The sequence below is a fragment of the Ruminococcus sp. genome, assembly GCF_019423705.1.
Lineage (GTDB): Bacteria > Bacillota > Clostridia > Oscillospirales > Ruminococcaceae > Hominimerdicola.
This window is the reverse complement of the sequence record NZ_JAHZAX010000009.1, coordinates 18,106-36,630: the sequence shown is the minus strand read 5'-3', so window position 1 is coordinate 36,630 and position 18,525 is coordinate 18,106. Positions and strand designations below refer to the sequence as shown.

Genomic DNA, 18,525 nt, shown 5'->3' with positions numbered 1-18,525 from the left:
TTTTTGTGAAAGGAAATGTTATTATGAAAACAATGAAGAGATTTGCAGCTATAGCTGCGGCAACGGTGATGTCGGTTTCAACAGTAGTTGCTACTGCAAGCTTCAGCGCTTTTGCAGCTGATGCTAACACAATTACGGTAACTGAGGCTAAGAAAAATCATTCTTATACTGCTTATCAAATCTTTACGGGTACATATGCAAACGATGTGCTCACAAGTGTTGAGTGGGGTTCAGCTATTACAGATAATGGCGTTGCACTTAGAACAGCACTTCAGGCAAACACAACACTTAAAGGTATTTCGGAAATTGCAGCTTTGACTGACTCTTCAACAGCAGCTGATTTTGCTGAAGCTTTCTCTAAGATCAGCAGCAATACTTTAAAGACAGGTGCTAATACAGAGGCTAATATTCTTGCAAGCGTTATCGAGGGCGTTGTTGATAAAACAAAGGGCGCAAAGGCAAATAATGGCCAGTTTGCTGATGTTGAAAATGGTTACTATCTTATAACTGATTCTATTGAGACAATAACAACTGGTGATTCTATAAGCAGATCAATTCTCCAGGTTGAGGGCAGTACTGCTATCACACTCAAGCAGGACGCGCCAACGCTTGAAAAGAAAGTTATTGATGTTGACGATACTGCGGGAACACAAACAGACTGGCAGGATTCAGCTGATATGGATATCGGCGATTTGGTAGAGTTCCAGCTTACTGGTACACTTCCAGCAGATTATGCAGCTTATGATTCATATTACTATAAGTTTACAGATACCTTTACTGATGGTCTTAAACTTGACAAAACAACGTTCAAAGTAATGGCTGGTTCAAACGAACTGGCAAGTACTGACTATACTGTTACAGAGACAGGAAATGGCTTTACACTTGAGATCAGAAACCTTAAAATTGCGAATAGTGCACTTACAACTTCTGATAAAGTCGTAGTCACTTACAAGGCTAAGCTTACAGATAAGGCTAAGATCGGTTCAGCTGGTAACCCTAACACGGCTAAGCTTACATATTCGAATAACCCTAATATCGGACAGGGGGGAGAGAAGAATACTGGCGATACTCCAGACGATACAGTAATCGTATTTACATATGAGGCTATCGTTAACAAGGTTGATGGTGCAAAGAATCCTCTTGAAGGTGCAAACTTTGAGTTGTTCAAGAAAAATTCTGCTGGTATCTATGAATCGGTAACAAAGATCACAGCAAATACATCAAAATTTGAGTTTAAGGGTATTGACGCTGGCGAGTACAAACTCGTTGAGACAAAGACACCTTCTGATGAGTATAACAAGATAGATGATATCTACTTCACAGTTACAGCTGAACACGATGTCACAGCTGACGCCCCTAAGCTTACAAAGCTTGAGGCTACAAGCACAAAGGCTGATTTTACCGTTGATGCAAATAATGGAACATTGACAACTGAGGTCATCAATAAGAAGGGTGCTTCACTCCCAACAACAGGTTCTATCGGCACAAAGATCTTCTACGGCACAGGTGCGACTATCGCTCTTGGCGCTGGCGTGCTGCTCATCGCTAAGAAGAGAGCTAAGAAAGACTAATTAATTCAATTTTTTTACCTTTGGTTCTGTCGGCGGTTCGCCGTCGGCAGACATTAGGGAGGACTCTATGAGTAAAAAAAGCGGTAAATTTTCTACATTTTTTCTGATCCTGCTGTTGCTCGTGGGGCTCTCCGTAATGTTTTATCCTATTGTCAGCGATTGGTGGAACTCCAAAACTCAAAGCCGTGCGGTGGCTGCTTATCAGCAGGCTGCAAATGACCTTTCCGACGAGGAAGAGGCGGCGATAATCGAGCGTGCAAGGGAATATAATGAGGAGATCGCTAAGCTTGATTTTCCATTTGTTGACTATGACAAGGTCAAGGGCTATGACGATATTCTCGATATCACGGGCACGGGAATAATGGGTTATGTTTCCATTCCGCAGATAAGGGTGGAGCTGCCTATTTATCACGGAACGAGCGAGGGTGTGCTCAACATTGCCGTGGGACATTTGCAAGGTTCAAGTTTGCCTGTTGGCGGCGAGAGCACTCACGCTGTTATTTCGGCGCACAGGGGTCTGCCATCGGCGACGCTGTTCAGCAATCTTGACAAGCTTGCCGAGGGTGACGAGTTCACTATTACGGTGCTCAAAGAGGTCTACACCTATGAGGTGGAGGATATTTACATTGTGCTGCCGGATCAAATGGAAAAGCTTAACATAATCCCAGGTGAGGATCACGTTACGCTGACGACCTGCACGCCTTATGGCGTCAATTCACACAGACTGCTTGTGCGTGCAAAGCGCATTGAGACAAAGTCCGAGGGCACGGCGTCCTCGAAAATATCGGCGGAGGCTGTTCAGCTAGATTCGCTGGTGGTCGTGCCGTTCGTGGCGATACCAATGTTCGTTTTGCTGCTGGTTTTGTGGGTTATGGACGCTAAAAAGAAGCGTTTTCCTTATGACGACCCGATGTCGCTTTTAAAGATTGACAAGGACGAAATGGAAGAAAAAGAAAATAATGAAGAAACAATAGACAGATCAGATAAAAAGGAGGGCAAGTGATATGGATATGAGGATCACAAAGTTGGGCAAGGCGCTGCTTTGTGCCGCTGTCGTGGCGGTATCGGCGTGTGGCTTGGCTGCTCAGCCTGCTTATGCGGCGGAGGGCTGCCGTGTCAACGTTGTCTGCAATCGTGAGGACAAGCCCGTTGCAGGCGCTGAGTGGTCTATCTTTAAGGCTGCCGAAAAAAATGAAGATGGCGAATACACTCTGGTGGGCGATTTTGCTGAATATCCCGTGGATCTTTCTGGCGTTACCGAGACTTCGCAAATGCAGGATATCGCTGACACTCTTGAAGATTATACAAAAACTGACAGCTTGACGGCTGCTTCAACGGCGGTGACTGACGAGCAGGGCATTGCTTCGTTGACTGTTGACGGCGCAGGACTTTATCTTGTGACGGGCAAGAGCTTTGACAGCGAAACGCAGAAGTTCACTCCGTCGGCAATGTTCGTTGAAGTTGACGACAAGGTGCTTGACGAAGGCGAAATGACTGTTTATGCCAAATACACTATCGAGGAGATAACCAAGGAAGCTGATTTCAGCGTGAAAAAGACTTGGGTCGTTCCGAATAACGACGAAAAGGAAATCCCGAAGAGCGTTAAGGTGGAGATCTATTGCGACGGCGAGGTCAAGGAGACTGTTACGCTGGACGCTTCAAACAAGTGGGAATACGCTTGGAAGGGCGATGGAAAGTCCGAATGGGCTGTGAAGGAGATCAACGTGCCTGAGAGCTTTACTGTTGTGACGAAAAACAGCGGCGGCGAGTTCAGCATTACGAACTCGTACAAAGGTTCAAGCGGCGACAACAGTCAGAAAACTGACTCTGTGCCCGAAAAGCTGCCGCAGACAGGTGCGCTCAATTGGCCTGTTCCTGTGCTTGCGGGCTGCGGTATCGTGTTCATCGCAGTTGGCTGGAGGATAAGCAGAAAGAGCAAATAAGCTGTTTGGAGAGAGCGAATGAATAAAAAAAACGTTGGACGTTTGCTTATTATTATCGGGGCAATGCTGCTGGCGGCGGCATTGTCCTTAAACTATTATAACTGGTTTCACGCCAAGCAGAGCGTCAGCAATATGGATAGTGCGCTGGCGGTGCTCAAGGAGGCTATCGGCGATGAGAGCGAGATCACTTCGAGTGCCATTGACGATAACGACAATGGGTCGGAGAGCCAAGTCGTTGACGACAATGGCGTGGAGCTGGACGGGAAAATTTATATCGGCACCATCAGTTTGCCAAGTCTCGGGCAGGAATTTCCTGTCATAAAAAACTGGAGCTATCCCGATATGAACGTTGCGCCCTGTCGTTATGACGGCAGCAGGAGCGGTCGTGACCTTATAATCTGCGCCCACAATTATAAGGGGTTTTTTGACAAACTCGATAAGCTGAATGCTGGCGACGAGGTTATTTTCACGGACATTTACGGCAGAAAATTCAACTACGAGGTGTCATACAGCGAGCTTATTGGCGGCTGGGACACGGCTTCAATGTATCGTGGGGCGGCGGAAGATTGGGATTTGACGCTGTTTTCCTGCACTTGGAGCGGTTACAGCCGTGTGACTGTGCGCTGCGTAAGGGCTTAACAAAGATTAAAGAGTACAAAAAAGCGGACGGCTTTTACACCGTCCGCTTTGATTTTATATGGGTCGTGATAATTATACCTGCCAGCTGTTGAGGTATTTTTCCTGATCTGGAGTGAGCTTGTCGATCTCCAAATTCCAGAACTTGAGCTTTCTGTTTGCAACTTCCTTGTCGATCTCGTCGGGAACATACACGATATTTTCCGTGAGCTTGCCCTTGTTCTTGACAAGATATGCGGCGGAAAGCGCTTGGATTGCAAAGGACATATCCATAATTTCGGCTGGGTGGCCGTCGCCTGCGGCAAGATTTACCAGTCTGCCCTCGCCGATAACATAGAGCCAGTTGCCGTTTGGAAGCTTGTAGCCGTCGATGTTATTTCTTGCCAGCTTGCTTTCAACAGCCAGCTTTTTAAGACCTGCAACGTCAACTTCGCAGTCAAAATGGCCAGCGTTGCAAAGAATAGCGCCGTCCTTCATATTCATAAACGCCTTTTCTGTGATAACGTCCTTGCAGCCTGTAACTGTTACAAAGAAGTCGCCCACCTTTGCGGCGTCGACCATTTTCATAACTTTGAAGCCGTCCATAACAGCTTCCATTGCCTTTATAGGGTCAACTTCGCAGACGATAACGCTTGCGCCGAGACCTTTGGCTCTCATCGCAACGCCCTTGCCGCACCAGCCGTAACCGGCCACAACAACGTTCTTGCCTGCAACGATAAGGTTAGTTGTTCTGTTTATGCCGTCCCAAACCGACTGGCCTGTGCCGTATCTGTTATCGAAAAGGTACTTGCACTTTGCGTTGTTTACAAGCATCATAGGAAATTTGAGTTGGCCGTCCTTATTCATTGCGATAAGGCGGATAATGCCTGTGGTGGTCTCTTCGCAGCCGCCGATAACGTTAGGGATAAGCTCGGGGTACTCGTTGTGGATAAGGTTCACAAGGTCGCCGCCGTCGTCGATTATGATGTTCGGGCCGACTTTTACTACTTCTGAAATGTGTCTGTGGTACTCTTCCTCAGTTGCGCCGTGCCAAGCGTAAACGTTCAGACCGTCGTGGACAAGGCCTGCGGCAACGTCGTCCTGCGTTGAAAGCGGATTGCTGCCTGTGATGTACATTTCAGCGCCGCCTGCTGCAAGCACCTTGCAAAGGTATGCGGTCTTAGCTTCCAAATGGATAGAAAGGGCAACTTTCAGACCCTTGAAAGGCTGATCTCTCTTGAAATCCTCCTCAACGCTTCTGAGCAATGACATGTTCTGTCTTACCCAGTCAATCTTTCTTTTGCCGCTTTCCCAAAGGCTTTCGTCTCTAATCTCGCTCATTTTATCAATTCCTTTCGGTTTAATTTTCAGTTACCTTTATATTATAACCTATTTCCGCAATTTTGACAAGGGGGATAGGCGCAAAAGGGGCAAATTAATAAATTATCCATTGTAAAAAACATACCAAGGTGTTATAATGTTCAAGGTGATTTATATGTATGTTTGTCCGATATGCAAAAAGAGATTGAAAAGGCTTGATAACGTCTGGCATTGTCAGAATGGGCATAGCTTTGACGTTGCGAGAAAGGGCTATGTGAACCTTTTGACCACAAGGGGGCGTAATCCTAAAAACGCCGGTGATAACGCTGAAATGGTGAAGGCGAGGACGGATTTTCTCGACAGGAATTATTATCTGCCTTTGGCGCAAAAGATTGCTGAGGTTATGGCACAGCTTGTCGAGGGTGTAAAAGCGCCGAATATTATCGACAGCGGCTGCGGCGAGGGGTTTTTTACTGTGAACTATGCTAAGACGATCGGCTCGGCGCATTTTTACGGGATAGATATTTCAAAGGCGGCTGTTGCACATTGTATGACGAGAGTTCACACAGCTGGGGTGGAAAACTGCGATTTTGCGGTGGCTTCGTCTTTTGAGCTGCCTTTTATCGACGGTTTTGCTGATCTTGTGGTGTGCACATTTGCGCCTGTATCTAACGACGAGTATGCGAGAGTTTTGAAAGCAGGTGGAAAGCTCGTAGTGGTATCTCCGTCGTCGAGGCACCTTTTTGAGCTGAAGGAAGTGCTTTACGATCAGCCTTATGAGAACAAGCCGAATGTATACGGACTGAATAAATTCGACGAGGGCGAGGAGATCGTGTTTGAATATCCCGTCACGCTGGAGAGCAACGAGGATATTATGAACCTGTTTGCGATGACGCCCTATTTTTACAAAACGCCTGAGCAAGCGGTGAAACGGCTTGAAAATGTTGACAGGCTGGAGCTGACCTGCGGATTTTCCATAAGGGTATTTACAAATAAAGGTGTTTAAATGCGCCACACATAGAAGAGAGGTTTTTTAATGAATAAAGATATTTGCTGCAAGGGTTACACTTGGGGATTTTTCTCAAAGAGAGGGGATTTTCAGACTGAGGCGGCTGAAAAGTCAATGGAGCGACTGGCTTCAAACGGGCTGAACTGGATATGTATTCCTGCGAATGCTTGGCAGGAGAGCTTTGCAAGCACGAGAGTTTTCGGTGATTACGAGAGAACGCAGTCGGACGAGGATATCGCTTGCGCTGTGAAGAAGGCGAAGTCATTGGGACTGAAAGTCTGCCTAAAGCCAATGGTGGATTGCCTTGACCATTCTTGGAGAGCGAGAATTGATTTTCCGCCTGAGAACCCTGAATATTGGGACAAGTGGTTCAGGTCGTACACGGCGTTTATGATACATTACGCAAAGCTGGCGGAAAAGCTGGGCTGTGAAATGATATGCACGGGCTGCGAAATGGCAGGAATGGACAAGCAGTCAAAGAGGTGCAAGGCGCTTATCGCCGAGGTGAGAAAGGTTTACAGCGGCATTGTTATGCACAACATAAATCACGGCGATGAGGAGCGTTTTGACTGGCTGGGCGATGTTGACGTTATCGGCATTTCGGGCTACTATCCAGTTACAGACGGCGTAAACAGGGGCAAAGACGCAATGCGCAGCCGTTGGGCTGAGGTGGTAAAGTCTCTTGAAAAGGCGCATCAGCATTTCGGCAAGCCGCTGATGTTCGCCGAGATCGGCGTGCGAAATGAAGAGGGCTGCACCCAGTACCCTTGGGATTTCCACGACAGACTTGACAAACCCCTTGACGAGCAGGAGCAGGCTGACTTCTATGACTCGGCAATGGAAGCCACTTGGGATATCGACTGGTTCTGCGGATATTTCTGGTGGGATTGGAAGGCTATTTTGCCGCCTATCGAAAAGGCAAAGGAAAACCGTGATTTCACGGTATATGGCAAGCTTGGCGAGCAAGTGCTGAAAAAGTGGTACACAAAAGACTAAGATTAAATTGTAAAAAAAACGGACTGCTGTTATGATGACAGTCAGTCCGTTTTATTGTACTATTGTATTTATACTGCGGCTGGGAGCTTATCTTGTTTGATTGTCTTAATGCTCTGCTCTTTGAAAATGCGCCTGCGCAGAAAATTGTCCGCAAGAACGCCGATATAGGATAGCCCGAACCACAAAAAAGCAAAGGGCAGGCATATCTGCCCGTCGAAATTCAGCGGCATTTCCTCATAGCTCCATATGCCGAGACCGAGAAAGCGGTTGAGATATTCCCCTGAAAGGAACTCGATAGACGTAATGAAAAGTGCGGATATCCCCAGCACGAGCCACAGCCGCAGGCCTTTTTTGCGCTCACCATTGAGAATGTGTATCACCAGCAGGGAAGCGCCACCTAGCACACCCATTGTTATGTGGGAATAGCCTCTATTTAAAATTTCCATAAAGCCATAGCAAATTGCGCCAACAGAGAAGAGCGTAAGTATTTTAAGTAAATTGTAAGCCTTTTGCGCCACATTTTCACCGCCGATCTTTTTCAATATTTGTATTTATACTATTAAAATGCACAGAAACGAGCGAATTAAAACCGCTGGCGAAAAAAATTTTATGGGAATTATTTCGGCGATCTCGCCGCCTTTCGTATCTCTTTCATATCGAACGTTTTAAGGTCGCAGTCGTAAATGGCGTGGCGCCTTGACTTGGTTATTTCACGTCTGGCGTATTTTTCCGCCTCGTCAAGGCTGTCAGTTTCAAAGACGAGTTTGCGCATTTTTTTGTTGTAAACCGAATACCTCATAAAAATTACCCCTTATTTTGTAGTTTATAGCATTATTATACCATTTTTATGAAAACATTGCAATAGTAATTATACACAAATTAAATCTATTAAATATATTCAGCATAAATATTAAATATTTATACAATAATTGACGGCACTTTATACAAAATTCATCGAATTTCGACTTTGAACATCAGCAGTTGTGCACTATATTGTACGGATTTATGTATCTGAAAGCGCATATTTGCGCTGGCTTTGGAGGAGTGGGTCGTATTTTAGTGCAAAGTGACAAGGCACTAACAGAGTTTTCATTTAATCTTAATTGATTTTTGGTGGCGTTTATGTTATAATATCAGTAACAAAAACGCTTGGAAGGGTGGTGCTGCGGTGGATATGAACAGATTTGTGCGAAAATACGGGCGGTTCGTGCCGTTTCTGCTGACGATCGTGATAATAATTTGCTGTATTTTCTTTCTGAAAGAGCACGATTTCAGCGATATCCTCAGCTATTGTCCTGACAATTTGTGGCTTGCGGCGCTGGTCTTTCTTGGGTTTTATGCGTTGAAGTCGCTATCGGTGGTGTTTCCGCTGACGGCGCTGTTCGTGTCCATCGGTGCGATATATCCATTCGGCGTGGCGGTTGTGCTGAACATTGCAGGGCTTGCGGTGTGTTTCACGATACCGTACCTTGTGGGCAGGATATCGGGCGGCGATCTTATAAGGGTGGTCGAGCGGCGGTATCCGAAAGTGCAGAAAATGGTCAATTATGGTCACGACAACAACTTGTTCGCTTCATACATTTCAAGGGCAGTGGTGGTCGTGCCAGGGGACGTGGTCTCGATGATACACGGGGCGCTGAGAATGCCATACAGGCCGTATCTGCTGGGTTCGCTGCTGGGCGTTATGCCTGAAATGCTGGTGCAGACGTACATCGGTGCGCAGCTAAAGCATTTGACGGTCAAGTCGGTGATAGTAATGGTTGCGCTGATCGTGGCGACGCTGGCGTTCTCGCTGCTGCTGAACAAAAAAGGTCAGCAAGAGCGGCAAGGAGCTTGATAAGGAAGATTTTTAATATGTACAAAAAAGCGGACTGCAAAATTGCGATCCGCTTTTGTTATTATTTATCGAAGCTGGGGTTGAAGGCATAGAAATTTTTGCTGTCGAGCATATCTTGGATAAGCCGCAGACCTTCGCCGAAGCGCTGGTAATGGACGATCTCACGCTCACGGAGAAATTTTATCGGGTCACGGACGTCGGGGTCATCGGCAAGGCGGAGGATATTGTCATAGGTGAGGCGAGCTTTCTGCTCGGCGGCGAGATCCTCGTGGATATCGGCGATAGCGTCGCCTGTGCATTGGAAGGTCTCGGCGGTGAAGGGCACGCCCGAGGCTGCGATAGGGTAGACGCCTGTGGTATGGTCGGCGAAATAGGTATCAAAGCCGCTTTCCTTGATCTCTTTCATCGAGAGATTTCTGGTCAGCTGGTAGATTATCGTGCCGATCATTTCCATATGGGCGAGTTCCTCGGTGCCGATATCGTTGAGTATTGCCTGGACTTCACGGCAGGGGGCGGTATAACGCTGGTTGAGATAGCGCAGGGCTGCGCCTAGTTCGCCATCGGGGCCACCAGACTTCAAAAAGTTATACCCAGTCTAAAACCGCCTAAATACGCCGTTTCAACACAGGTAATACATTTCAATGCTTGACGTTTTGCGGTCAAAGACAACTTTGTCAACAATACTCCGAAGGGCGTTGTTCTTTTCCACAGGTGTGGCATTAGGCGAGGTTATGACCTTGAGGACTTCCTGTGCCATGACTTTCAGATCAGGCAGGCGGTCGGCTGTGGGCTGTGGCTTGGGCGGCTTTGCTTGGCGGAGCTTGCTTTCCAGCTCTGCAATGCTGGCGAGGACTTCCGACTTGTTGCGTTTGTATTCCTCCAGCGTGTCAATGCCGTCTGCATATGCCGCCTTCACTCGTTCAAGCTTCATTCGCTCTCGTTCAAGCTGTGTCTCAAACTTGGATGTGTCTTTCTTCGGCTTGACAGGGGACTGGTCAACAAGCTTGTAATCGGTCGCTGTGCCGTCCACAAGCCCCTGTATGTCCTCTATGACCGCCTTGTCTATCTTACCGATAGTAATAGCATGGGACTCCTTACACCGCCCGTGAGCGTACTGATAGCATTGCAGAGTGCCGCTTTTGATCGACCCCATTGTGAGGTTTGAGCCACAGGAACTGCATTTCAGTAAGCCTCTGAGCATATACTCGTGCTTGGTGGAGCCACTGCGTTCGTATGGTCTGCGAGCCTTTGCGGCTTTCTGTTGAGCCTTTTCAAAAAGCTCCTTGTCGATAATGGCAGGGTGGTGAGCTTGCGTTACAACAACGTTCTCGGCTGCAACAGAGCGGTAGTGACCCTTTGAGCCACCTCCTCCGGGCGTCCAACGCTGCATACCGATATAGACGGGATTTTTGATGATGTAAGCGATAGTGCGGGTCTCAAAATCATTGCCATGCAGGGTGCGTATGCCCTCAGCGTTCAGCTCACGGGCGATATTGAGGTAGCCCATATCTTGGTTGACGTACATATCGAAAATGCGGCGGACGATCTCGGCCCCCTGCTCATTGACCACAAATTCGCCGTTCTTCATATCATAGCCCAGCGGTGGCCCCGAAACTTTCAGACCACGCCCGAACTTCTCTGTCATACCACGCTTGACTTCTTCGGCAAGGTTAATGCTGTAATACTCGTCCATTGCTTCTATCATAGCCTCGATAAGCACGGACATTTTGTCGTCACCTACATTCTCGGAGATAGAAATGACGTCGATACCAAGTTTGCGGAGCATTGATTTATAGACGATACTGTCTTCACGATTGCGGGCAAAACGACTGAATTTCCACAGCAGTATAGCGTCAAAGGGTTTTGGCTTGAGCTTTGCTGTGCCGATCATCTGATTAAAACCCTGCCGCTTGGCGGTGGAACGTCCCGAAATGCCGTCATCGTGGAAGATAAATTCTTTCGGCACGATATAGCCGTTTTTCTTGGCGTATTCACGAATGAGCTTGACCTGGCTGTCAGGGGACAGCTCTGTTTGCTCTTCAGTCGAAACACGAACGTAAGCCGCTGCGATCTTCATTGATTTTTTCCTCCTATTTTCTTGACATATTTAATAATATGCAGTATAATAAAAGGGCAGAATAAGCCCTTTTGTGGTGATTGGGTTTTGTTCGTTCTGAGCTGATATTGGTAGTATCCGCTCTGCTCGCCTCTGAGTGTTGGTAGCACTTGGGGGCGAGATTTTTTTATTTTAATACCAGTCCTTTTGAATCGGTGAATGTACCTTTTGAGAGTTTTACAAGGTCGAATATTGTTCCGATAAAGAAACCACCGATCGTGAGTAAATATAATATTCCTGTACCGATTTTTCCAACATAGAATCTATTCAAACCGCCAAAGCCTAAAAAGGTCAGTAAGCATAGTATGGTGGCTGTTCTTTTGCTTTTTGGGCTGTATCGTTTTTCAGGAGCTCTTGGCGTTACCTGTCGGACATTTGTAACGTATGTAATATTTTGAACGATATTGCTGTTATGCTCAACGTGGTTATCAATTTTCTGTGGCTGCGGAAGTTCGTGACCACAATATTCACATACTGCCACGCCTGGTGCGTTTTCACCTTTACAATTTGGACAAGTCATAATTTTTCCTCCCTATAAATCGACATTTGTAAACAATTTATTGAAATCATTTACAATGCCTTAAATTGGTGATATAATGTATTTGTAATCATGCAGGAGAAAATTCTGTGTGCTATCCCTGTCAGTATTTGCGGTGCTGACGGGGATTTTTTTTATTATAAGGATTTTATAACTGTTTTTACAATGCCGAGTATTCTTATGCGGTCTCTTTCTGCACCGACAAACTCTCTCGGCTGATATTCGGGATTGAATGATACAAGGGTTATCTTGTCATCAGAATACTTGATTTTCTTCACGACGCCGTTTTCGCCGTCGATAAGGGCAACAACTACCTGTCCGTCCTCAGCCCAGTCCTGCCTTAATACTTGTATCTTGTCGCCGTTCTCTATCTTCGGATACATACTGTCCCCCGAAACGACAATGCACATTGTATTCTTAGCTTCTTCCTCGCTGACGATATAAAGCGGCATATAGCCTACAACATAATCGTCAGCATAAGCACCAAAACCAGCCGACACGCTCTCATATATAGGTATTATATGTACGTTGTCTTGCGGGAGTATGGTTGCGTTGGAGTCTATAATATGAGAAGAATGTTTAGGGCTAGGATCATCAGTTTTTAATGCAAGATATTCAGGATTAACATTCAACTCAATAGCGATTGATTCAAGAACAGGTAATTTTATTCTGAGAATTTTTCCTGCCTCATATCTTTGGATAGTTGATTTGTTCAATCCAAGACGGATACCAAGTTCTTCTTGTGTAAGTCCTTTTTCTTCTCTTGCAGCTTTTATTCTATTTCCAATTTCTACGGTATTCAAATCTTGCTCACCTGCTTTCGTTATAATGATTATATCACATTAAATTGCATAATGCAATAGCTTTTTTGAAAAAAATAAAAAAATGTTGCAAAATGCTATTGACAAGTGAAAAGTTATGTGCTATTATGATAATGCAGTAAGTTGCATAATGCAACAAGAAAGGAGGCTGGCATATGGTAAACACGAATAAGATCAAGGGTAGAATGAAGGAGCTTGAACTGACCCAAGCTGACGTTGCACATTGTTTAAACATAGCTCAACCTACAGCTAATCAGAAAATAAACAATGTTCGTCCGTTTGACCTGGACGAGGCTGAGAAACTGTCACACTTGCTCCACATTGATGCTGGAGAGTTCGGCAAATATTTTTTTACTCAGTGAGTTGCATAATGCAACAAGTGATTAAGGAGGGGGTGAGGGGAAGTGTGGATGATAGCCACAATTACTTTCAGTATAATATTTGTTGTTGTATTGTCAATAAGTCTTTCGTGGCTTGCAATGATCATGATAGCAAAAGAAAAGCCCAAAGTTAAAGAGATACTCAGGGCTTTTGAAAACGGAATAACATTCACAGCGTGTGTGCTGATCATTATTTGTCTTGTCTTAGAATTGTCTTAATTCAAATAATCTGAAAACAATTCATATAAATCTTGAAACTTTTTGGAAACGAAGTCGATACATTGCCATAGTGTTGCAATCTCAATAAACACTTTTATGAAAGATTTACCTAAATTAATAGGCTTTTTGATTTGCGAAGTTATATTGGCATTTTGAACCGGTACTTCAATAGTGCCACCATTAATTTCGTCACACAAATCGCACAGCTTGTTATAAAAGCTTACAGGAATAGGTCTGTTTTCATCAACAAGCTTATGCAGTAAATCTTTCATCGGCATAGACAATTCTTCATAAGTTAGACATTCCAGTTCACCATATGTAAAATTCGTTAATTCCCCATAAGTCATAAGTATTCCTCCTTTCCTGTTTGATATTCCAATTATATCACACAGAAACGGAGATTTCAACGATAAAACGGACAGAAAAAGAGGGGGGTGATAAGAATGAACGAAAATCTTTCAACACTCAGTTTAGACGTTGAAAAAGGAGAATTAAAAGTCAACGGAAAAGATATGTCAGATGTATCGTACTTTAAGCTTGAATTTAATGGTGCTTGGTCATTGACTATATCTGAGGACTTTTACGTCAATGGCAAAAAAAGATCACCTGAAAATTCAGGTGATAAGATCAAGGGACAAATTTTGAAATAAGGTCAAGTACATCGGAAAGACCGTTTTTAAATCGGTTTTCCATATACACAATGGTCTGATCGAGAATATCAAAATCTCCGCCAATGTAAACTTTGATGTATCCATTTCTTGCGAGTTCCAATATGCAATCTGAAATGTCGCTGTCATACCATTTTGATAAGTCTTTATCGCTTTTATAAAAGTCAATTTCAAAACGACGTGATTCAGCCTTTGATTCACCATTTTTACGGCGTTCAAGGTACATTTTGTATATGTAACAAATGACCTTTTCAGAATCCTTTGTAATATTCATAAGTTTGCCTCCTTTCTTTGTAAGATATAGCCATTATATCACAACTGAGGAGAAAATGCAACAAATGATTGAAGAGGGGGTGAGGAGAATAAAAGTAATCTTTATGAATTGCATATTGTTTTTTACAGCAATATGTTGCATATTTCTTTATGCAAAAGTAAGCAAAAAATTCAGATTTTTTGAATTTATCATATTCGTTCAGCTATTGATCATCATCACTCTCTTTATAGAGATAATTTGCCTTTGCGGGTAATGGCAATTCTAATTCAGTACAAAGCTGGGAGTATTCTTCAAAAAGTTGATCCGTAAGTAATAAGAATGATTTTCCAAAATCAAAAGAAAGTGTGCGATCATAGTCGTACTTCTTCCAACCATAATAGGCAATTTGAAACGGCTTAACAAGTTCTTGAGAGCCATGCTCCATAAGGTCAACGTGCTTTTCAAAAAGCTTTAAAAATGTAGTTGCAGTTTCCGGAAGCATTTTAGTTACATCGCTTTCAGGGAAAACGTTTTGAACGTATAGTCTATAAAAGGGTATGTAGAAATCGCTAAGTTGTCTTGATTTAAAAAGTCGCTTATCCGATAACGAATTGAGTTTGTCATCATTCTTTTTATTGCTTAATTTGAGGGTCAATAATGAAGTTATTGTTGCTGTGATGATAGAGGTAATACTTGTAATGATAGCTGAGATTATGGTTTCGTGCATTAAAGAAAATCCTTTCGTATGATTTTCTACATTATACCACAAGAAGTTAGATTTTTCAAGGAGGTACAAAAATGAAACACTACAAAATTAAGCTGACAGACACGTTCAGCAGCGTAAGGCTGGTAACAGTCACGGCAAAGACGGCAGGCGAGGCTATGGACCTTGTTGACCGCTCAGAGGGCGAGAATATTGCCGTTATTGAGGAGCTTGTCTAGCATAGTACAACCCCGATATCCAATAGAATTGAGTAGGAGGTGATAAAAATGCCGAAATATCCGCCTTTAAAGGTCATAAGGCACGTTTCGTTCGACGGCGGCAAGAGTTACAAGCTTTGGGACGATTGCACGGAGCAGGAGCGGCAGGCGGCTGCGGACAGTATCGGACGCAAGCTTGCAGGAGCTTTGCAGGATATGGTCGGGCGTGACCCATCGCTCTGGGATAAGCTTTGTGAAACGGCAAGAACTGAACACCCTGAGTGGATAGCTTAAAACACAGGACGTTAAAATGAAAGGACGTGAGAAAATGAACAACCTGATAACAACGCTGGAGATCATCAGATATGTGTCAGCCATAGCACTGTGTGTGGCACTGGTTGCACTGGCGGTCTACGGGCTGTATCGCAATATCAAAGAGACAGCCGAAACCGCAATCCGTGAGGAACTGGAGAAGGCAATGAAGGAAACTGCAAGACCTGTGGTCAAGGTCGAAGTTGAAATGAAAGGAAAGTGGTAATGAACATTGTAGGAATACTGCTGATAACAATAGCTGCGCTTGCAGGGATAGATGTAGTGATGTACATAGCACTTGGTGCCATTGAAAAGCACTGGGAGAAACGTTTTGAAAACGAGGAGGACGAAGACGATGAAAGTTCTGATAGCCTGTGAGGAATCTCAAGAGGTCTGCAAAGCGTTCCGTGCGAAAGGACACGAAGCGTACAGCTGCGATATTCAGATGTGTTCAGGCGGTCACCCTGAATGGCATATTTGCAATGATGTTTTGGATATTATCAATGGCAATACCGATTTCTTCACCTGTGACGGCAAGCAGCATACTGTTGAAACATGGGATATGATTATCGCACACCCACCGTGTACATACCTGACCAACGTGGCTACACGCCACTATAGTTTGAAATGCACACCTGCTGAAAAGGTGGTCGAGCGTATGAAACACCGTGAAGAATCAATAGTATTTTTTATGCAGATTGTGTCGGCGAACGCACCGAAAATTGCAGTGGAAAACCCTATAGGGCGTATGAATACTGTATTCAGAAAGGCAGATCAAATAATTCACCCATATATGTTTTCAAACGGACCGGAAGACTCAGAACAGTTTGTCACAAAGGCGACGTGTTTATGGCTAAAGGGGCTGCCTGTCCTACGACCAACATATACAGGGGACAAGCCTGATAATGGCAAGCTGTTTGGACGATATTCTAATGGTAAATCACGCACATGGGAAGAAACACGTCATTCTGGCAAAGATCGTGCTAAGGTAAGGAGCAAAACGTTTAAAGGTATTGCTTTTGCAATGGCTGAACAATGGGGAAATATTAAGGAGGATAACGATGATAGTGATGAGAGAGGTTTTTAAGAGGGACAAGCCCCTTGACAACGGCAGTGGAGCGGTAAGCCTTTGCGTGTTCCATTCAAATGTCAAGTCTGACGAGTGTGGTGCGCTGACAGTAACGCCAACGAGAGATTACTGCCGCAGATGTGCATTCTACAAGACCCGTGAGGACTTCGACAGAGGGCTTGGCGATGCCGCAAGGTCGCTGAGGGATAAGGGGCTTGAACCTGTGAAGAAGATGGACTATGACGGCAGGCAGTATATGAGCGTACAGCCGATAAAGATAAAGGAGGATAATGATGGATAAGAAATATGAACTGACAACGGATACCATAATACACTTTGGCAAAAAGTTGTTCCGCATAAAAGCTTTGATATCGTTTGGAAATGTTGAAGTTGGTGAGCTAGGTGGATACGTAGAAAGCGAAAAAAACCTCAGTCAGGACGGCGATGCTTGGGTCTACGGCAATGCTAGGGTCTACGGCGATGCTGAGGTCTACGGCAATGCTAGGGTCTGCGGCAATGCTGAGGTCTGCGGCAATGCTAGGGTCTACGGCAATGCTTGGGTCTACGGCAATGCTAGGGTCTACGGCAATGCTAGGGTCTGCGGCGATGCTGAGGTCTGCGGCAATGCTAGGGTCTGCGGCAATGCTGATTATGTTTGCACTAAAGGACTTGGCTCTTGCTGGCGAAATACCACATTTTTTAAGTGCAAAAATGGCGGTATTGGCGTTGTGTGTGGTTGCTTTAAAGGCAACCTTGATGAGTTTACGGAAAAAGTAAAAAGCACACACGGCGATAGTAAATATGCCAAAGAATACCTTGCAATGGTAGATGTTATAAAGATACATTTCGAAAAGGAGGATAAAGATGATACCGATGATGACAAAAGAGGAGTTTGAAAAGGTGGTAGAGATTTGCACTAGTGCAGATATGAACTGTGGACAATGTCCGCTTAGCAAAAAAATCTATAGATGCGGCGGATATCTTGCACGCTACATAAAAGAAAACGAGCTTGCACCTGCTGCAACAGGCACAAGCTCGGAGGTGGTATCAAAAGATACCAATTCAACACACCTTGATGATAGCACAAAAGAGCAGATTTGTCAAGAGTCTCAAAGAGCTTACAAGGCTTGCGAGCTGATACTGGAAATTTACGAACGTATGGATGATAACGAGCAAAAGGCTTTTGACCTGGGGCAGTCATATCGGGTAATGCTTGAGGTGAAAAAGGAGCTTGCGAGGTTAGGGAAAGGCGGTGAGGGGAATGATACTTAAACCAACAAGCCGAGAGGAATGGCTCAAGCTCCGCCAAAAGCAGGGTATCGGTGGAAGTGAGGCAGGCTGCGTTTTGGGCGTCAACAAGTATAAGTCCAACGTTCAGCTGTGGGAGGAAAAGACAGGTCGGTACATAACCGAAGATATTTCGGACAAGCCTGCGGTGAAGTTCGGCAAGTTCGCCGAAGGACCTCTCAGAGAGCTTTTCAAGCAGGACTATCCGCAGTACAAGGTGGACTATCACGAGTTCTATATGTATTGCAATGACATCTGCCCTTTCATCTTTGCGACCCTTGACGGTGAGCTTACAGACGAAAAAGGCAGACGTGGGATACTTGAAATAAAGACCACGACCATTCAGAACCCAAACCAATGGGACGACTGGGAAACAGCTGACCACGAGCCTAAGCTCCCCGAAAGCTATTATACGCAGCTGCTCCACCAGCTTGCAGCCACAGGGTGGGACTTTGCCGTGCTTAAAGTGTATATACGTTACTACCGTGACGGTGTTCTGAGAGCTGCCATAAGGCACTATTTCATCGAGCGTGAAGAGGTAAAGGACGATATAGCTTTTCTTATCAGCGAAGAACAGCGGTTTATGGAATGTGTGCGGCAGGATAAACGTCCGCCGCAGATATTGCCGGAAATATGAAAGGAGTAAAAAC

The 18,525-nt window shown here is 45.0% G+C and carries 29 protein-coding genes; 19 read left to right on the top strand and 10 right to left on the bottom strand.

Annotated features, from left to right (window positions below):
- Nucleotides 1–23 precede the first annotated feature (23 nt).
- The 4 genes from QZ371_RS08545 (at nt 24) to QZ371_RS08530 (ending at nt 4,153) form a co-directional block, all read left to right on the top strand.
- A complete protein-coding gene (locus QZ371_RS08545; RefSeq protein ID WP_295211694.1) occupies nt 24–1,571 on the top strand; it encodes an isopeptide-forming domain-containing fimbrial protein in 1,548 nt (515 codons plus the stop codon).
- A 67-nt stretch (nt 1,572–1,638) separates the two neighbouring features.
- Complete coding sequence (locus QZ371_RS08540; RefSeq protein WP_295211693.1) at nt 1,639–2,574, top strand: class C sortase; 936 nt, start codon at nt 1,639–1,641, stop codon at nt 2,572–2,574.
- 1 nt (nt 2,575) lies between these two features.
- Nucleotides 2,576–3,514, top strand: coding sequence for a Cna B-type domain-containing protein (locus QZ371_RS08535; RefSeq protein WP_295211691.1), 939 nt, complete (start codon nt 2,576–2,578; stop codon nt 3,512–3,514).
- An 18-nt stretch (nt 3,515–3,532) separates the two neighbouring features.
- Nucleotides 3,533–4,153 carry a sortase gene (locus QZ371_RS08530; protein WP_295211690.1) on the top strand — a complete coding sequence of 207 codons (621 nt, stop codon included), beginning with the start codon at nt 3,533–3,535 and terminating at the stop codon, nt 4,151–4,153.
- A gap of 72 nt (nt 4,154–4,225) precedes the next feature.
- Here the strand turns inward: QZ371_RS08530 and QZ371_RS08525 are convergent, their stop codons facing one another.
- The gene (locus QZ371_RS08525; protein WP_295211689.1) at nt 4,226–5,470 is read right to left on the bottom strand and encodes an adenosylhomocysteinase; all 1,245 of its coding nucleotides are present in this window, start codon (nt 5,468–5,470) and stop codon (nt 4,226–4,228) included.
- Nucleotides 5,471–5,606: 136 nt separating this feature from the next.
- On the opposite strand from QZ371_RS08525, the gene QZ371_RS08520 reads away from it, so the two are divergent.
- Nucleotides 5,607–6,455: a putative RNA methyltransferase gene (locus QZ371_RS08520; RefSeq protein WP_295211688.1), complete on the top strand. Its 849-nt coding sequence runs from the start codon at nt 5,607–5,609 to the stop codon at nt 6,453–6,455.
- A 30-nt stretch (nt 6,456–6,485) separates the two neighbouring features.
- Nucleotides 6,486–7,454 (top strand): hypothetical protein, encoded by a 969-nt coding sequence (locus QZ371_RS08515; RefSeq protein WP_295211687.1) that lies wholly within the window; start codon nt 6,486–6,488, stop codon nt 7,452–7,454.
- 68 nt (nt 7,455–7,522) lie between these two features.
- Here QZ371_RS08515 and QZ371_RS08510 read toward each other — a convergent pair whose 3' ends face one another.
- Nucleotides 7,523–7,972 (bottom strand): hypothetical protein, encoded by a 450-nt coding sequence (locus tag QZ371_RS08510; protein WP_295211685.1) that lies wholly within the window; start codon nt 7,970–7,972, stop codon nt 7,523–7,525.
- A gap of 98 nt (nt 7,973–8,070) precedes the next feature.
- On the bottom strand, nt 8,071–8,253 hold the full coding sequence (locus QZ371_RS08505) for a hypothetical protein (protein ID WP_295211684.1): 183 nt from the start codon (nt 8,251–8,253) through the stop codon (nt 8,071–8,073).
- 375 nt (nt 8,254–8,628) lie between these two features.
- Between QZ371_RS08505 and QZ371_RS08500 the strand changes: the two genes are divergently transcribed.
- A complete protein-coding gene (locus tag QZ371_RS08500) occupies nt 8,629–9,291 on the top strand; it encodes a VTT domain-containing protein (protein ID WP_295211683.1) in 663 nt (220 codons plus the stop codon).
- A gap of 61 nt (nt 9,292–9,352) precedes the next feature.
- Here the strand turns inward: QZ371_RS08500 and QZ371_RS08495 are convergent, their stop codons facing one another.
- The 4 genes from QZ371_RS08495 to QZ371_RS08480 form a co-directional block, all read right to left on the bottom strand.
- Nucleotides 9,353–9,871 carry a manganese catalase family protein gene (locus tag QZ371_RS08495; protein ID WP_295211682.1) on the bottom strand — a complete coding sequence of 173 codons (519 nt, stop codon included), beginning with the start codon at nt 9,869–9,871 and terminating at the stop codon, nt 9,353–9,355.
- A 39-nt stretch (nt 9,872–9,910) separates the two neighbouring features.
- Nucleotides 9,911–11,368, bottom strand: coding sequence for a recombinase family protein (locus QZ371_RS08490; RefSeq protein ID WP_295211680.1), 1,458 nt, complete (start codon nt 11,366–11,368; stop codon nt 9,911–9,913).
- A gap of 166 nt (nt 11,369–11,534) precedes the next feature.
- Nucleotides 11,535–11,927, bottom strand: a complete 393-nt coding sequence (locus QZ371_RS08485) for a TM2 domain-containing protein (RefSeq protein ID WP_295211678.1) — start codon at nt 11,925–11,927, stop codon at nt 11,535–11,537.
- Between the two features lie 155 nt (nt 11,928–12,082).
- Nucleotides 12,083–12,748 carry a LexA family transcriptional regulator gene (locus QZ371_RS08480; protein ID WP_215649196.1) on the bottom strand — a complete coding sequence of 222 codons (666 nt, stop codon included), beginning with the start codon at nt 12,746–12,748 and terminating at the stop codon, nt 12,083–12,085.
- Nucleotides 12,749–12,921: 173 nt separating this feature from the next.
- Between QZ371_RS08480 and QZ371_RS08475 the strand changes: the two genes are divergently transcribed.
- Together QZ371_RS08475 and QZ371_RS08470 are read left to right on the top strand one after the other, a co-directional pair.
- Complete coding sequence (locus QZ371_RS08475) at nt 12,922–13,128, top strand: helix-turn-helix transcriptional regulator (protein ID WP_022288312.1); 207 nt, start codon at nt 12,922–12,924, stop codon at nt 13,126–13,128.
- A gap of 48 nt (nt 13,129–13,176) precedes the next feature.
- The gene (locus tag QZ371_RS08470) at nt 13,177–13,365 is read left to right on the top strand and encodes a hypothetical protein (RefSeq protein WP_295211676.1); all 189 of its coding nucleotides are present in this window, start codon (nt 13,177–13,179) and stop codon (nt 13,363–13,365) included.
- On the opposite strand, the gene QZ371_RS08465 is transcribed toward QZ371_RS08470, so the two are convergent.
- Nucleotides 13,362–13,712 carry a hypothetical protein gene (locus QZ371_RS08465; protein ID WP_295211675.1) on the bottom strand — a complete coding sequence of 117 codons (351 nt, stop codon included), beginning with the start codon at nt 13,710–13,712 and terminating at the stop codon, nt 13,362–13,364. The genes QZ371_RS08470 and QZ371_RS08465 overlap by 4 nt on opposite strands.
- Nucleotides 13,713–13,808: 96 nt before the next feature.
- On the opposite strand from QZ371_RS08465, the gene QZ371_RS08460 reads away from it, so the two are divergent.
- The gene (locus QZ371_RS08460; protein ID WP_178185299.1) at nt 13,809–14,015 is read left to right on the top strand and encodes a hypothetical protein; all 207 of its coding nucleotides are present in this window, start codon (nt 13,809–13,811) and stop codon (nt 14,013–14,015) included.
- On the opposite strand, the gene QZ371_RS08455 is transcribed toward QZ371_RS08460, so the two are convergent.
- Together QZ371_RS08455 and QZ371_RS08450 are read right to left on the bottom strand one after the other, a co-directional pair.
- Nucleotides 13,993–14,307: a hypothetical protein gene (locus QZ371_RS08455; RefSeq protein ID WP_256320309.1), complete on the bottom strand. Its 315-nt coding sequence runs from the start codon at nt 14,305–14,307 to the stop codon at nt 13,993–13,995. The two genes, QZ371_RS08460 and QZ371_RS08455, sit on opposite strands and share 23 nt — an antisense overlap.
- Nucleotides 14,308–14,509: 202 nt before the next feature.
- Nucleotides 14,510–15,013: a hypothetical protein gene (locus QZ371_RS08450; protein WP_295211672.1), complete on the bottom strand. Its 504-nt coding sequence runs from the start codon at nt 15,011–15,013 to the stop codon at nt 14,510–14,512.
- A 71-nt stretch (nt 15,014–15,084) separates the two neighbouring features.
- On the opposite strand from QZ371_RS08450, the gene QZ371_RS08445 reads away from it, so the two are divergent.
- The 9 genes from QZ371_RS08445 to QZ371_RS08405 are packed head-to-tail and all read left to right on the top strand — an operon-like array spanning nt 15,085 to nt 18,512.
- Nucleotides 15,085–15,228 (top strand): hypothetical protein, encoded by a 144-nt coding sequence (locus QZ371_RS08445; protein ID WP_295211671.1) that lies wholly within the window; start codon nt 15,085–15,087, stop codon nt 15,226–15,228.
- Nucleotides 15,229–15,276: 48 nt separating this feature from the next.
- The gene (locus QZ371_RS08440) at nt 15,277–15,501 is read left to right on the top strand and encodes a hypothetical protein (RefSeq protein WP_022288316.1); all 225 of its coding nucleotides are present in this window, start codon (nt 15,277–15,279) and stop codon (nt 15,499–15,501) included.
- Nucleotides 15,502–15,535: 34 nt separating this feature from the next.
- Complete coding sequence (locus tag QZ371_RS08435) at nt 15,536–15,745, top strand: hypothetical protein (protein ID WP_295211669.1); 210 nt, start codon at nt 15,536–15,538, stop codon at nt 15,743–15,745.
- Nucleotides 15,745–15,897 (top strand): hypothetical protein, encoded by a 153-nt coding sequence (locus tag QZ371_RS08430; protein WP_295211667.1) that lies wholly within the window; start codon nt 15,745–15,747, stop codon nt 15,895–15,897. The genes QZ371_RS08435 and QZ371_RS08430 overlap by 1 nt, the downstream gene beginning before the upstream one ends.
- Complete coding sequence (locus tag QZ371_RS08425; RefSeq protein ID WP_295211666.1) at nt 15,875–16,606, top strand: DNA cytosine methyltransferase; 732 nt, start codon at nt 15,875–15,877, stop codon at nt 16,604–16,606. Before QZ371_RS08430 ends, QZ371_RS08425 begins: the two co-directional genes overlap by 23 nt.
- Nucleotides 16,581–16,889, top strand: coding sequence for a hypothetical protein (locus QZ371_RS08420; RefSeq protein WP_295211665.1), 309 nt, complete (start codon nt 16,581–16,583; stop codon nt 16,887–16,889). The genes QZ371_RS08425 and QZ371_RS08420 overlap by 26 nt, the downstream gene beginning before the upstream one ends.
- On the top strand, nt 16,882–17,484 hold the full coding sequence (locus QZ371_RS08415; RefSeq protein ID WP_295211664.1) for a hypothetical protein: 603 nt from the start codon (nt 16,882–16,884) through the stop codon (nt 17,482–17,484). Before QZ371_RS08420 ends, QZ371_RS08415 begins: the two co-directional genes overlap by 8 nt.
- Nucleotides 17,453–17,860: a hypothetical protein gene (locus QZ371_RS08410; protein WP_295211663.1), complete on the top strand. Its 408-nt coding sequence runs from the start codon at nt 17,453–17,455 to the stop codon at nt 17,858–17,860. The genes QZ371_RS08415 and QZ371_RS08410 overlap by 32 nt, the downstream gene beginning before the upstream one ends.
- Nucleotides 17,850–18,512: a YqaJ viral recombinase family protein gene (locus QZ371_RS08405; RefSeq protein WP_295211662.1), complete on the top strand. Its 663-nt coding sequence runs from the start codon at nt 17,850–17,852 to the stop codon at nt 18,510–18,512. Before QZ371_RS08410 ends, QZ371_RS08405 begins: the two co-directional genes overlap by 11 nt.
- Nucleotides 18,513–18,525 lie beyond the last annotated feature (13 nt).